We start from the raw sequence: 14206 nt of genomic DNA on the forward strand, positions 1-14206 counted from the left end.
CGTTCCTGCGATTTCAGTTAGCCCTCCGCGCGCAATTCGTTTTGTGACGAGACACACATTCCATGCCTAATTGCCGGGAAAGTGCATGATTGGAAGCACGGAAAATACGTGCATATTCACGAGCTTCCGCGCATTTCCGACCCGTGCGCGAACGCTCCATGGTGAGGTCCGGCCAGATCGTGCGCGCCGCGTACGCCTCGCGCATCCTTGCAGCCACCGCGGCCGTACCTGTCCCGGTACATCACATGGAACCCGAACGATGCGGAATCTGATCGTGATCCTGGGCGATCAACTCGACATGCACTCCGCCGCATGGGCGGACATCGATCCCGCCGACGATGCGGTGTGGATGGCCGAATGCGCGAGCGAAGCCACCCATGTCTGGAGCCACAAGGCGCGCATCGCGCTGTTTCTCGCCGCCATGCGGCACTTTCGCGACGCCCTGCGCGAACGCGGTCTGACGGTGCACTACCGCGAGCTCGATGCCGCAGACGACGACGGACTCGTTGCCTGTCTGGAACGCGATCTGGAACGGCTCAAGCCGCGCAAGCTGATCGTGGTCGAACCGGGCGAATGGCGCCTGCGCAGCGACTTCCTGCACCTGCAAGCACGGCTCGAAGGACGCATCGAGGTACGCCTGCGCGAAGACACGCACTTCATGTGCTCGCACGACGCCTTCGACACCTGGATGCGTGGCCGTCGCCAGCCGCGCATGGAGCACTTCTACCGTCGCCTGCGCCGCGAGTACGACCTGCTGATGGACGGCGATGCGCCGCGCGGCGGACGCTGGAACTTCGACCACGACAACCGCGCCGCCTTCGGGCGCGACGGCCCGCCGGCCGATCTTCCGCCGCACCGCAGCTTCGCGCCCGATACCTGCACGCGTGACGTGCTCACGCTCGTGGCGGAGCGCTTCGCGGACCATCCCGGCCGTCTGGACCACTTCGACTGGCCGGTCACGCGCGCGCAGGCACTGGAGGCTTTGGAAGATTTCATCGCCCACCGCCTACCCCGCTTCGGTCGCTGGCAAGACGCGATGTGGGACGAACTGCCGCCGCATCGTGCGGCGCTGTATCACGCGCGACTGTCGGCGGCGCTGAACCTGAAACTGCTCGACCCGCGCGAAGTATGTCGGGCTGCGTGCGACGCGCTCGATCGCGGTGACGCTCCGCTGGAGGCCGTCGAGGGTTTCGTGCGCCAGATTCTCGGCTGGCGCGAATACGTGCGCGGTCTGTACTGGCATCGCATGCCTGCGCACGCCGAGGACAACGCGCTGGACGCGCAGGCCGAGCTGCCGGCGTTCTACTGGACCGGCGACACCGACATGAACTGCCTGCGCGGCTGTCTGCGCGACACGCTCGACACCGGCTACGCGCATCACATCCAGCGCCTGATGGTCACCGGGCTGTATGCGCTGCTGCTGGGCGTCGAACCGCGCCAGGTGCATGCCTGGTATCTGGCGATCTATGTCGATGCCGTGGAGTGGGTGGAGCTGCCCAACGTGATCGGCATGTCGCAATGGGCCGACGGCGGGATCATGGCGTCCAAGCCCTACATCGCCAGCGGCAAGTACATCGAACGCATGAGCAACTACTGCGCATCCTGCCGCTTCCGTCCCGGCGACACCACCGGACCGCGCGCATGTCCGTTCACCGTGCTGTACTGGGACTTTCTCGATCGTCATCGCGAACGCTTCGCCGATCACCCGCGCCTGAAACTGCAGGTCCGGAATCTCGATCGGCGCGATGCGCAGGAGCTGCAGCAGATTCGCCGTCAGGCAAGGAAGCTGCGGGACGCGTAGGTCCATGAAGCGATGATCGGATGCCGCACCGGCATGTGCGACGACGCGGTTCGAGATCGCGCATCGCCCAGGCAAGGTCCTGCGACGGCAGGGACCCGACGGCGACTCAGCAACGATGCAGTCCGCGCATGAAATAATCGGCTATTCCACCACGCTTCGAGGAGGCTCTCATGCACGTAGGATTCATCGGCTTGGGTTCCATGGGCCAGGGCATGGCCGCCAACCTGCTCGCGGCCGGGCACGACGTCACCGTGTGGAACCGTTCGCCCGAACCCGTGAAAGCCTTGCAGGCCCAGGGCGCCCGCGCTGCCGAAACGCCCGCGGAGGCGGCGTCCGAGGGAGTGGTGCTGAGCATGCTGGCCGACGACGCGGCCGTGCGCGCGGTGATCCTGGACGGCGGCGTACTCGACGCCCTGCCTAAGAACGGCATCCACGCGAACCACGCCACCATTTCCGTGCGCCTGGCGCGCGAACTGACCGAACGGCATGCCAAGCGCAAGCTGCATTACATCGCCGCGCCGGTGTTCGGACGCCCGGACATGGCCGCCGCCGGCAAGCTCAACGTGGTCTGCGCCGGGCACGCGGCCAGCCTGGAGCGCCTGCAACCGCTGTTCGACGCCGTCGGTCAGCGCACCTGGCCGCTGGGCGACGACCCGGTGCGCGCCAGCGTCGCCAAGATCGCCGGCAACTTCATGCTGGCCTCGGCCATCGAGAGCATGGCCGAAGCTTCCGCACTGACCCGCGCGCACGGCGTATCCGCGAGCGATTTTCTGGAGATCATGACCCAGACCCTGTTCGCGGCGCCGGCCTATCAGGGCTACGGCAAGCTGATCGCCGAATCGCGCTACGAACCGGCCGGCTTCCCGGTCCGCCTGGGCTTCAAGGATGTCGGACTGGCGCTGCAGGCCGGCGACGATGCACGCGTGCCGCTGCCCTTCGCCGGCGTGGCGCGCGAGGCGCTGCTCGAAGCCCTGGCCGGCGGCGACGGCGAGCGCGACTGGGCGTCGCTGGCCACCATCGCGGCACGACGCGCGCACCTGGACGAGCGCGACGCGGACTGACCGCGCCGCATGCAGCGCATCAGACGGGCGGCGTCGCCGCACCGTCGCGCGCAGCGCGCAGGAAACGCCGGTGATGCATCAGCAAACCGGCGTAGTAGACGATGTAGTAACCGACCAGCAGGCCGAAGACCAGCAAGGTCAGCGGCGTCGAGGCATGCTGGATCGGCGTCACGCCCGCGGCGCGCGCGCTGTCCTCGATCTGTGGCCACACCACGATGAAACGCCAGGCCAATCGTCCCAGCAGCAGCGCAGTCAGCAAGGCGCCGATCCAGCGGTTGGGGATATAGCAATCGCCCAACTTCGGGTCAACGGTCCAGGTGGTCAGACGCAACCCGACGAACCCGACCAGCGCGCCGAGACCGATGCCGCCGGCCAGACCTTCCAGCAGTCGCGGGTCGTGCAGCCCGCTGAGGCCGAGCGAGACAGCCAGCACGGCGAGTATCGCGATGCGCGCGATCATGCGCTTGCGGCGGACCGGCTGACGCCCGAACTGCCGGCTGATGCGGCGTCCTATCAGCAGCGCCACGATGGGCACCGCAATCGCATAGGTCATCCAGTGAGCAGACACCGATACATCCCCCTGACAGATCGAAGAGCAGCCTAGCCGAACCCGCAGCCAGCGGCGACTGCCGGAAGGCATGTCCGTCGCACGCTCGCGTCGCGCCGGACCGTCATGACGCCAACGCCCGCGGCGACAGACAAACATCCAGCCATTCGGCGTCCGTGTCGAGCGCCTCGAACGTGTCGGCTTGCGCGAGCACACGCAGGCATGCCTCGTCGGTCCGCAGCTCCTGCATGCCGCCGTCCGCGCCGTGGATACCCAGCCGCCCGCGCAGCACGAACACGAACCGCGCGCCACCCTCCGGCATCGCGGTCGGTGCGCGGCACGCCGAACCGGAGCTGGCACGCAGGATGCGCACGTCGGCCACGCCGTCGGTAGCCTGGGCGATACCCGTATCGCGATGCATGCAATGCGACGCTGAGGGCGACGCGATTCGCCACGGCGCATCGGCCGCCACGGCACGTACGAAGCGCTGCCCGTCGAACAGACGCTGCGGACGCCGTTGCGGGGTCGGCAGCGTCAAGGCGTGATCGCGCCAGGTTTCGTGCTCCGCCGGGCAACCGACCTCGACCACTTCCAGACCCGGCGAAGCTTCCAGCACGCGATGCCGGATGGTCGGCGGCTGCAGCACGCAATCGCCTTCCTGCATCACGAACGGCGGCCCCTGATCCTCGTAGACCACCCGCACCCAGCCGCGGCGACAGAAGATCATCTGGAAGCCGACCCGGTGGTAATGCACGTAGTCGGGCACCGGCCCGCCCTGCGGAATGCGGATGTGCGAGGCGATGATGCGCCCCTCCCAGCGACCCGGAATCAGATCGCGGTACTGCATCCCCGCGCGTCCGACGACCCAGTCTGTCGCGGCGACGACATCGCGGTTCGCCGACATGCTCGCCGCCTCGCGCCCGGTATCGCCGGGATGCGCCACGGCCGCGACGCGCCGCAGAACCAGCGTGAGACCGTATCCGGACAATGCCGCCATGCGCGGCGCATCGGCCGGCATGATCATGTCCAGCCGGAAATCCAGCTCCTCCGTGTAGAACGCCAGCGCGGCATCCAGATCGGCACAGCCAAGGACGATCCGAAGCGAAGATGCCGGTCGCGGAGCCGTCATGGCGCGTTACGCGTTCGCGTCTGCATGGGCGGCCAGGAACTCCTGCAGCCGCGCCTCGTCCCAGACCTCGACACCCAACTTCTGCGCCTTGTCCAGCTTCGAGCCGGCCGCTTCGCCAGCGACCACGAAGTCGGTGTTCTTCGACACGCTGCCGCTGACCTTGGCGCCGAGCGCTTCCAGCTTCTCCTTCGCTTCGTCGCGGGTCATCGTCGACAGCGTGCCGGTCAGCACGGCGGTCTTGCCGGCTAGCGGCTGATCGGCCTCGCCCGCGTCGGCGGTGTCCGGAATCGCGTCGAGCAGTTCATGCATGGCCTGCTCGGCCCGGCGCAGGCGCGCCACGCGCTTGTCGTCGGCGAAGAAGGCTTCCAGCCCGGCCACGGCCGGCTTGGTCAGTCCCGCCGAACTCCAGTGCGACGGCCCGGCCGTCCTCAGCGTATCCAGCGACGGGAACTGCTCCGCCAGACGACCGGCGTTGGTCGGCCCCAGTCCCTGGATGCCGGCCTGGTCCAGCAGCACCCGGAAGTCGAGCCGCTCACGCAGCAATGGCGACGGCGTGCCGACGTCGCTGAATTCGATGCCTGCGGCCAGCAGCTGGTCGACCACCTTGCGGTTGCCCGGCTGCTGGAAGAAGGTCGCGATCGAGGTCGCCACCTCGCCGCCAACGTCGGGCAGCACGCGCAGAATCTGCGCCGGCATCGACTCGATGATCTTCAAGGATCCCAACCACTTGGCAAGTGTTTTTGCCGTGCTTTCGCCGATATGCATGATGCCGAGAGCAAACAGGAAGCGCGGCAGCGTGGTGTGCTTGCTGGCCTGGATCGCCGCCTCCAGGTTCTCCGCCCACTTGGTGGCGATCTTGCCCTGCTTGACGGTTTCCGGCGTGGTGCCGTCGCGTTCGTCGGCGCGACGCTTCATGTCGACGAAGGCCTCGACCGTCAGGCCGTAGAGGTCGGCCGGGGTATGCACGATCTCCAGCTCGACCAGTGCGTCGACGTAGCGCTCGCCCAGCCCGTCGATGTCCATCGCCTTGCGCGAGGCGAAGTGGATCAGTGCCTCTTTCCGCTGCGCCGCGCAGATCAGGCCGCCGGTGCAGCGGTAGACCGCCTTGTCGTCCTCGCGCAGCAGCTCGGAACCGCACACCGGACAGGTCTCGGGCATCTGCCACGGCTGCGCGTCCGCCGGGCGACGCTCGGGCACCACCCGCACGACTTCGGGAATGACGTCGCCGGCGCGGCGCACGATCACGGTGTCGCCGATGCGCACGTCCAGCCGCGCCACCTGATCGGCGTTGTGCAGCGTGGCGTGGGTGACGGTGACGCCGCCGACCTGCACCGGCTGCATGCGCGCGCGCGGCGTGGCCGCGCCGGTGCGGCCGATCTGGATCTCGATGTCCTCCAGCACGGTCATCTGTTCCTGCGCCGGATACTTGTGCGCGATGGCCCAGCGCGGCGCGCGCGAGACGAAACCGAGTTCGCGCTGGCCTTCGTAGTCGTCCAGTTTGTAGACCACGCCGTCGATGTCGTACGGCAGGCGGTCGCGCTGCGCGCCGATGCGGCGGAAGTAGGCGATCAGGCCGTCGAAGCCGGTCGCGGTGTCGACCAGTGGCGATACCGGAAAGCCCCAGTCGCGCAGGCGCTGCAGCGTGGCCGAATGGGTGGCCGGCAGCTCGCCGCCCTCGACCACGCCGACCGCGTAGGCGAAGAAGCTCAACCGCCGCTGCGCGGTCTTGGCCGGATCGAGCTGACGCAGCGAACCGGCCGCGCCGTTGCGCGGATTGGCCAGCGGCTTGACGTCGTGCGCGCGCGCCCAGTCGTTGAAGGCCTCGAAGTCCTTGCGCAGCATGACGACTTCGCCGCGCACTTCCAGCACGTCCGGCCAGTCCTCGCCGCGCAGCCGCAGCGGGATCGCGCGTACCGTGCGCAGATTGGCGGTGACGTCCTCGCCGGTCTCGCCGTCGCCACGCGTCGCGCCCTGCACGAACACACCGTGCTCGTAGCGCAGGCTGATCGCCAGGCCGTCCAGCTTCGGCTCGACCGAGAACACCGGCGGTTTGCGATCCAGCGTCTGCTCGATGCGGCGCACGAAATCGCCGACCTCGACGAAGCGCGTGGCGTCGTCGTCGCCGTCCTGCTCGAAAGCGTTGCCCAGCGACAGCATCGGGATCGCGTGGCGCACCTCGGCGAAACCGCCGTCGGCACGGGCGCCGACCTTGCGCGTCGGCGAGTCGGGCCGCGCCAGTTCCGGATGCTCGGTTTCCAGCGCGTCCAGCTCGCGCAGCAGGCGGTCGTATTCGGCGTCCGGAATGTCCGGATCGTCGAGCACGTGGTAGCGGTAGTTGGCGTCCTCCAGACGCTTGCGCAGCTGCTCGGCGCGCTGCGCGAGGTCGGCGTGGGCGGGATCGTTCGGCATCGATGCGTCTTCCTTCAATGACCCGCAAAGTGTACCCGGCCTGCGCGCGTCAGGCTGACAGCGGCGGGGCAAACCGCGTACCTTTGCCGGATCGCCGGCGCGGATGCGCGCGGCCACGACTCGACCCAGGACCCTGCATGCGCTCGATGACCGCTTTCCTCGCGCTGGCGTTGGCCCCGCTGTCGGCTTCGGCCGAATCGACCGAGGCGAACTTCCACCTGACCCACCACCCAATCGGCTGGCTGGCGCTGCTGTTCTTCGTGCTGGCCTACGCCGCCGTGGTCGCCGAGGAGCGCATCCAGATCGCCAAGTCCAAACCGGTGCTGCTGGCCGCGGCGCTGATCTGGGGCATGCTGGCGTGGAAGGTCGGCGCCGGCCACGACGCGGCCTCGCCGGTGAAGGCCGCATTCGAGTCGATGTTCCTGGACTACTCGGAACTGTTCTTCTTCCTGGTGGTGGCGATGACCTATGTCACCGCGATGGGCGAACGCGGCGTGTTCGAGGCGCTGCGCGCACAGATCACCAAGCGTCACTTCAGCTTCCGCCAGCTGTTCTGGATCACCGGCACCCTGGCCTTCTTCCTGTCGCCGATGCTGGACAACCTGACCACCGCGCTGGTGATGTCGGCGGTGATCCTGGCGCTCGGCCAGGGCAACGCGCGCTTCATCACCCTGGCGATGATCAATCTGGTCGTGGCCGCCAACGCCGGCGGCGCGTGGAGCGCGTTCGGCGACATCACCACGCTGATGGTGTGGCAGGCGCACAAGGCCGAGTTCGCCGACTTCTTCGCCCTGCTGGTGCCGTCGCTGGTGAACTGGCTGGTGCCGGCGCTGGCGATGAACTTCGCGGTGCCGCGCGGCAAGCCGGAGGGTCTGCCCGGCACCGCGCGCATCAAGCACGGCGGCATCGGCATCTGCATCAGCTTCGCGCTGACCATCCTGATGACCGTGATCGGCAAGCAATGGCTGGGCATGCCCACTGCGTTCGGCATGCTGACGGGTCTGGCGCTGCTGAACCTGGTCGCCTCGCGCATCGACCATCGTCTGCGCCGCTACGCCATCGCGCAGGGCCAGGACAACGTCGAGGAGCGCGGCTATTCGATCTTCAAGATCATCGCCAACGCGGAATGGGACACCTTGCTGTTCTTCTACGGCGTGTTCGCCTGTGTCGGCGGTCTGGCCGCGATCGGCTACCTGGAGATGGCCTCGCGCCTGCTCTACGGCGGCCTCGGCTTCACCCTCGCCAATACCAGCATGGGCCTGCTGTCGGCCGTCATCGACAACATCCCGATCATGTTCGCGGTGCTGAAGATGAATCCGGCGATGGACCTCGGCCAGTGGCTGCTGATCACGCTGACCGCCGGCGTCGGCGGCAGTCTGCTGTCGGTCGGCTCGGCCGCGGGCGTGGCGCTGATGGGCGTGTCGCGCGGCATGTACACGTTCCGCTCGCACCTGAAGTGGAGCTGGGCCATCGCCCTGGGCTTCATCGCCAGCGTGCTGGTGCATCTGGCCTTCGACGCGCTGCATCTGTTCGGCGTGTCCTGAGCGCGCGGCGGCATCCTCAACCGATTGTCCGCGTACAGCGATGCGCGCTCATGTAGGATCGGGGCAACCCCTTCCATGACGACACCGTTCCGCCATGCATCACGCCAGTGACATCCTGCTGACGCTGTTCATCATCTTCGTCGCCGCCCAGATCGGCTCGGAAATTGCCCAGCGCCTGAAAATGCCCGGTGTGGTCGGCGAAATCGCCGCCGGCTGCATCATCGGCCCGTCACTGCTCGGCTGGATCACGCTGGACCAGATCGCTCCCGGCGAACCGCTCGACGCGCTGGCCGAAATCGGCGTGGTGCTGCTGCTGTTCTCGGTCGGCCTGGAAACGCGTCTGGAGGACCTGAAGAAGGTCGGCAAGAGCGCCTTTCTGGTCGGCGTGCTCGGCGTCATCATTCCCTTCGCCGCCGGCGTGCTGTGGGCGCACGGCTCGGGTTTCGCCTGGGTGAAGTCGATGTTCGTGGCCGCGGCCTTCGTCGCCACCTCGGCCGGCATCACCGCGCGCGTGCTGCAGGAACTGGGAGTGCTGCGGCGTACCGAAAGCCGCGTGATCCTGGGCGCGGCGGTGATCGACGACATCCTCGCCATGCTGCTGCTGGGCGTGGTGTCGTCGCTGCAGGGCGGCGGCGAGATCAACGTGCAATCGCTGCTGTTCACCCTGCTCGGCGCGGTCGGCTTCCTGGCCATTTTCGGCTGGGCCGGCACGCAGATGGCGCGCCGCCGCTCGTACTGGCTGGACAAGCCGATCAATTCGCACTCGCCGCTGACCATCGTGCTCGCGCTGTGCCTGGGCCTGGCCTTTCTGTCGACCAAATTCGGCCTCGCCGCCATCATCGGCGCGTTCCTGGCCGGCATGATCGCCTCGGAAACCAAGCAGCGCGAGATTCTGGAAAAGCGCACCGAACCGCTGCTGGCCTTGCTGACGCCGTTCTTCTTCGTGGTCACCGGCGCCAAGGTCAACCTGACCGAACTGGCCAGCTGGGACGCGGTCTGGATGCTGCTCGTGGTGACGGTGATCGCCATCCTGTCCAAGCTGCTGGGCGGCTTTCTGGGATCGCTGGCGCTGGGCAAGCGCGGCGCGCTGATCGTCGGTTTCGGCATGGTGCCGCGTGGCGAGGTCGGCGTGGTGATCGCGGCGCTGGGTCTGGCCGCCGGCGTGTTCAGCGAGCGCGTCTACGCGGTGATCGTGGCGATGTCGCTGCTCACGGCCGTGGTCACGCCACCGGTGCTGTCGATGCTGCTCAAACGCAGCGACAAAGAGCCGTCGCCGCCAGCCACAACCGAGGGCGATGCGGCCACCTCGAGCCAGGACCACGTCTGAGCTTCAGCCGTTGCGCACCGCCTCGTAGCCGTCCAGCGCGCGCTGGCGCGAATCCTTGATGTCCAGCATCGGCAGCGGATAACCGCGGGATGCCGCGAAGCCGTCCTGCGCCCACGGTTCGTGCAGCAGCTTCTTCGGCGCGTCGCGAAGTTCCGGCACCCAGCGACGGATGTATTCGCCCTCGGGATCGAAGCGCTGCGCCTGCGTGACCGGATTGAAGATGCGGAAGTACGGCGCCGCGTCCACGCCGCTGCCCGCGACCCACTGCCAGCCGAGGCTGTTGTTGGCCAGATCGGCGTCGACCAGCGTGTCCCAGAACCAGCGCGCGCCGTGCAGCCAGTGCTGGCCCATGTTCTTGGTCAGCCAGCTGGCGACGATCATGCGCACGCGGTTGTGCATCCAGCCGGTGGCCCACAGTTCGCGCATGCCGGCATCGACCAGCGGCACGCCGGTGCGGCCCTGCTGCCAGCGTTCCAGCGCCGCGTCGTCGTCGCGCCACGGGTAACGGTCGAAGCGTTCGTCGAGATTGCGGTCGACGCTGTGCGGGAAGTGGTACATCACGTGATGCGCGAAATCGCGCCAGCCCAGTTCGCGCAGATATGGTTCCAGCCCTTTTTCCTCGCCCGAGGCATCGACCGCGGCGCGCAGCTTCGCGCGCGCCATGCGCGGCGTGATCTCGCCGAAATGCAGGTGCGGCGAAAGCCGCGAGGTGCCCACCAGCGCCGGACGGTCGCGCAGCTCGCCGTAACCGCGCAGGGCGTCGTCGGCGAGCCGCTCCAGCATCTCCATCGCGCCGGCCTCGCCAGGCGTCCAGTGTTCGGAGAAGCCGTCGGCCCAGTCCCGTCGCGGCAGCAGGTCGAGCGCGTCCAGCGTCGCACCGTCCTTCGCCTTTTCCAGCCGCAGCGGCGACGGCGTGTCCAGCGGCGGCTCGTCGCCCAGCTGCGCGCGCAGGTTGCGCCAGAACGGCGTGAACACGCGGTACGGCTCGTCCTGCTTGGTCAGCACCTGCCACGGATTGCGCCACAGTGCCGCGTCGAAGCTGGCCACATGCACGCCCTGTTCGCGCAGCGTCTGCTTGATCTGCGTGTCGCGCGCCACCAGCGCCGGCTCGTACAGGCGGTTCCAGTACACCGCCTCCGCACCGGTCGCCTCGATCAGCGCCTGCAACGTCTGCAGGCTTGGGCCGATGCGCAGATGCAGCTCGCCGTGATGGCGATGCAGGTCGCGCTGCAGGGCGTCCAGCGCGTGGTGCAGCCACCAGCGGCTGGCCGCGCCCGGCGCCCAATCGCCCTCCTCGTCCGGCGCGTGGATGTAGACCGGCAGCACGCGTTCGTGGCGCGTGGCGGCGGCGACGAGGGCCGGATGATCCTGCAGGCGCAGGTCGCGGCGGAACCAGACGATGGCAATGCTCATAGTGCCTAGTCTGTCGGCTCGCGCACGCCGAATCCAGCGGCGTTCAGCTGCCGTGGCCCGAGTGGATGTACGCTCAGGGGATCACGGACCAAGGAGTCATGGACCATGCACCGCACCGCCCCCTGCTGGATCGCCGCCGCGCTCATTGCGCTGCCCCTCGCCGCCTGCTCGCAGAGCAGCAAGTCACCGCCGGTCGTCACCCGGGTGCTGCATCACCCGGAAGCTTCGACGGCGCGCATGGGGCGCGATCTGACGCATTTCGTCTGGACCCTGCAAGAGGCCCGCAACGCCGACGGCGCGCCGCTCAATGCGCTGATGCCGAGCGGTCACCCGCCGCTGCAAATCCGCTTCGAGGGCACGCAGATCCATGTCGCCAACACCTGCAACGCCATCGGCGGCACCTACAGCGTGCAGGACGGCGCGTTGAAGATCGACGGCCTGCTGCACACCATGATGGCCTGCGCCGATCCCGCCCTGAACCGCATGGAGAAAATCGCGCTGCACGTGCTGCAACAGAATCCGCAGCTGTCGCTGAGCGGCAGCGACGCCGCGCCTCAACTGCATATGGCCACCAGCGATCAGGAGACGCTGACCTTCGCCGGTACGCCCAAGATGGCCGCATCATCCTCCTCGCCTTGATCCACATCGCCGCGTCCCCAGCTCCATCGCATGTCCCACGACACCACGGAAGCCAACCGTCATCGCCATGATTTCCGCGGACGCGAGAGCGTCTGGCTGTTCGGCTACGGTTCGCTGATCTACAAGGCCGATTTCCCCTACATCGAACGGCGTCCGGCACGCATCCGCGGCTGGGCTCGGCGCTTCTGGCAGGGTTCGCACGACCACCGCGGCACGCCCGACGCGCCGGGCCGCGTGGTCACGCTGGTGCCGCAGGACGACGCGATCTGCGCCGGCATGGCCTATCGCATCCGGCCCGACGTGTTCGCGCATCTGGATGTGCGCGAGAAGAACGGCTACCTGCGTTTCACGACCGAGATGCGCTTCGACGACGGCACCCACGCCGAGGGGCTGGTCTACATCGCCAGCGACGACAACGCCGCCTACCTCGGCCCCGCCAGCGAGGCGGCCATCGCCGGTCACATCGCACGCGCGCACGGCCCCAGCGGCAGCAACCGCGACTACCTGCTGCGTCTGGCCGACGCGCTGCGCGAACTCGGCGACGACGACGCGCACGTGTTCGCCATCGAACGTCACCTGCGCAGGCTGGCGACCCTCTGAAACCAGCCCCTACGCCATACAGCCGGTTGTCCCGCGACATATATGTGTATATACATATTTCATGGACGATCGATGGACTCTACTCGAAACCACCCGCTGCGCCTGCCTGGCCACGCGACGCGCGGCCCGACGCATCACCCGCCGTTTCGATCAGGCGCTGAGAGCCCACGGGCTACGCGCCACGCAGTTCACCATGCTGGCCGCGCTGCGCCTGGCCGGACCGCAGAGCGTGGGCGCGCTGGCCGAATTGCTCGACATCGAACGCACCACCATGAGCCGCAACCTGGCCCTCGCCGCGCAGCGTGATCTGCTGATCCTGCGCACCGATCCCGACGACGCCCGCAGCCGCATTGCCACCCTGACCCCGCACGGGAACGACATGCTCGTCGCGGCCATGCCGACCTGGCGCAGGGTACAGCGCGCACTCACCGAGGAACTGGGCGAATCGACGATGCACAGCCTGCATCAGCTCGCCGGCGGCCCCTGCGTCATGCCTTTCCCCGCTTTCTCTTCCGAACCTGACGAAAAGGAGTTGCCCGCATGAAGCTCTACTACGCCGACGTGCTGTCGCCCCGCAAAGCCTGCGCGGTCGCCGCGTACCTGGATGCACCGGTCGAGTACGTCTACCTCGACCTGGCCCGCGGCGAGCACAAGACGCCCGACTACCTGGCCCTGAACCCGAACGGCAAGGTGCCGACCCTGGTCGACGGCGAACGCACGCTGTGGGAAGCGGACGCGATCATGTGCGAACTCTCGCGACGCGCCGGCGCCGACCTGTGGCCGAACGACGGCGATCGCCAGATCGAAATCCTGCGCTGGCTGAGCTGGGACAAGCAGCACTTCGGTCGCACCTGCGGCGAGCTGTATTTCGAGCACATCGTCAAACGACGCTTCGCCGACGCCGACCCGGACCCGAGGGCCGTCGAGCGCGGGCTGAAGCATTTCCACACCCATGCCGCCGTGCTCGACGCGCACCTCGCCTCGCGCACGTGGCTGGTCGGCGAACGCCTCAGCGTGGCCGACTTCGCCGTCGCGGTGGCGTTGCCCTACGCTCAGCCGATGCACTTGCCACTGGACGCCTTCCCCGCCGTGCAGCGCTGGCACGAACGCCTGAACGCGCTCGACGCCTGGCGCGAACCCTTCCCGCAACGCCAAGCGGCCTGAAGCCGTACTCCCGCCGCGTCGACGGCGCGGCCCGTTCATTGCGATGAGGACCTTACCGTGAACGCCAACCCCTACCTGTTCTACAACGGCCAGTGCGAAGAGGCCTTCCGCTTCTATGCGGACTGCACCGGCGGCGAACTGTTGGCCGTCATGCCCTACGCGGACGCACCGCCGGACGATGCCGGCGACCCGGCCTGGAAGGACAAGATCATGCACGCCTGCCTGCGCATCGGCGACAGTCTGCTGATGGCCTCGGACGCGCCGCCGGGACGCCAGTCGCCGATGGGCGGCTTCAGCGTCTCGCTGCAGATCGACGACCCCGCCGAGGCCGAGCGCTGCTTTGAAGCACTTTCGGCGGGCGGAGAAGTGCGCATGCCGATCGGCGAGACCTTCTGGGCGCAGCGCTTCGGCATGTTCGTCGACCGCTTCGGCGTGCCCTGGATGATCAACTGCACCAAGTCCATGTGAGCCCTGCCGCACCGCGCGCCGGACGCGCGGTGCGGGCATGGGCTAGAATCGAGGCACAGCCCTTTCCCGCGATTCGCCGGTCCGCCGCGCCACCGTCCCCGTTT

General features: G+C 67.9%; 13 protein-coding genes. 9 read left to right on the forward strand and 4 right to left on the reverse strand.

Annotated features, from left to right (window positions below; genetic code table 11):
* Nucleotides 1-259: 259 nt before the first annotated feature.
* Together LF63_RS09130 and LF63_RS09135 are read left to right on the forward strand one after the other, a co-directional pair.
* Nucleotides 260-1801: a cryptochrome/photolyase family protein gene (locus LF63_RS09130; RefSeq protein WP_043101181.1), complete on the forward strand. Its 1542-nt coding sequence runs from the start codon at nt 260-262 to the stop codon at nt 1799-1801.
* Between the two features lie 170 nt (nt 1802-1971).
* Nucleotides 1972-2862 (forward strand): NAD(P)-dependent oxidoreductase, encoded by an 891-nt coding sequence (locus tag LF63_RS09135; RefSeq protein ID WP_043101183.1) that lies wholly within the window; start codon nt 1972-1974, stop codon nt 2860-2862.
* A 19-nt stretch (nt 2863-2881) separates the two neighbouring features.
* Here the strand turns inward: LF63_RS09135 and LF63_RS09140 are convergent, their stop codons facing one another.
* From LF63_RS09140 to ligA, 3 genes are all read right to left on the reverse strand, one after another.
* Entirely contained in the window at nt 2882-3430 is a 549-nt protein-coding gene (locus tag LF63_RS09140; protein ID WP_043101185.1) for a CcdC protein domain-containing protein, read from the reverse strand.
* 103 nt (nt 3431-3533) lie between these two features.
* Nucleotides 3534-4538, reverse strand: coding sequence for a hypothetical protein (locus tag LF63_RS09145; protein ID WP_052394897.1), 1005 nt, complete (start codon nt 4536-4538; stop codon nt 3534-3536).
* A gap of 6 nt (nt 4539-4544) precedes the next feature.
* Nucleotides 4545-6947, reverse strand: coding sequence for an NAD-dependent DNA ligase LigA (ligA, locus tag LF63_RS09150; protein ID WP_043101188.1), 2403 nt, complete (start codon nt 6945-6947; stop codon nt 4545-4547).
* Between the two features lie 137 nt (nt 6948-7084).
* Here ligA and nhaD point away from each other — a divergent pair, with 137 nt between their 5' ends.
* Together nhaD and LF63_RS09160 are read left to right on the forward strand one after the other, a co-directional pair.
* The gene (gene nhaD / locus LF63_RS09155; protein WP_081945165.1) at nt 7085-8491 is read left to right on the forward strand and encodes a sodium:proton antiporter NhaD; all 1407 of its coding nucleotides are present in this window, start codon (nt 7085-7087) and stop codon (nt 8489-8491) included.
* Nucleotides 8492-8585: 94 nt separating this feature from the next.
* Nucleotides 8586-9818, forward strand: coding sequence for a cation:proton antiporter (locus LF63_RS09160; RefSeq protein WP_052394899.1), 1233 nt, complete (start codon nt 8586-8588; stop codon nt 9816-9818).
* Between the two features lie 3 nt (nt 9819-9821).
* On the opposite strand, the gene LF63_RS09165 is transcribed toward LF63_RS09160, so the two are convergent.
* Nucleotides 9822-11231 carry a cryptochrome/photolyase family protein gene (locus tag LF63_RS09165; RefSeq protein ID WP_043101192.1) on the reverse strand — a complete coding sequence of 470 codons (1410 nt, stop codon included), beginning with the start codon at nt 11229-11231 and terminating at the stop codon, nt 9822-9824.
* 105 nt (nt 11232-11336) lie between these two features.
* Here LF63_RS09165 and LF63_RS09170 point away from each other — a divergent pair, with 105 nt between their 5' ends.
* The 5 genes from LF63_RS09170 to LF63_RS09190 all read left to right on the forward strand — a co-directional run bounded on the left by LF63_RS09170 (nt 11337) and on the right by LF63_RS09190 (nt 14102).
* Entirely contained in the window at nt 11337-11870 is a 534-nt protein-coding gene (locus tag LF63_RS09170) for an META domain-containing protein (RefSeq protein ID WP_052394901.1), read from the forward strand.
* Between the two features lie 30 nt (nt 11871-11900).
* Nucleotides 11901-12470 carry a gamma-glutamylcyclotransferase gene (locus tag LF63_RS09175; RefSeq protein ID WP_043101195.1) on the forward strand — a complete coding sequence of 190 codons (570 nt, stop codon included), beginning with the start codon at nt 11901-11903 and terminating at the stop codon, nt 12468-12470.
* 61 nt (nt 12471-12531) lie between these two features.
* On the forward strand, nt 12532-13014 hold the full coding sequence (locus LF63_RS09180; protein ID WP_081945166.1) for a MarR family winged helix-turn-helix transcriptional regulator: 483 nt from the start codon (nt 12532-12534) through the stop codon (nt 13012-13014).
* Nucleotides 13011-13634 (forward strand): glutathione S-transferase family protein, encoded by a 624-nt coding sequence (locus LF63_RS09185; protein WP_043101198.1) that lies wholly within the window; start codon nt 13011-13013, stop codon nt 13632-13634. Before LF63_RS09180 ends, LF63_RS09185 begins: the two co-directional genes overlap by 4 nt.
* A gap of 57 nt (nt 13635-13691) precedes the next feature.
* Nucleotides 13692-14102 carry a VOC family protein gene (locus LF63_RS09190; RefSeq protein ID WP_043101201.1) on the forward strand — a complete coding sequence of 137 codons (411 nt, stop codon included), beginning with the start codon at nt 13692-13694 and terminating at the stop codon, nt 14100-14102.
* Nucleotides 14103-14206: the final 104 nt, after the last annotated feature.

The sequence above is a fragment of the Oleiagrimonas soli genome (genome assembly GCF_000761445.1).
GTDB classification, from domain to species: domain Bacteria; phylum Pseudomonadota; class Gammaproteobacteria; order Xanthomonadales; family Rhodanobacteraceae; genus Oleiagrimonas; species Oleiagrimonas soli.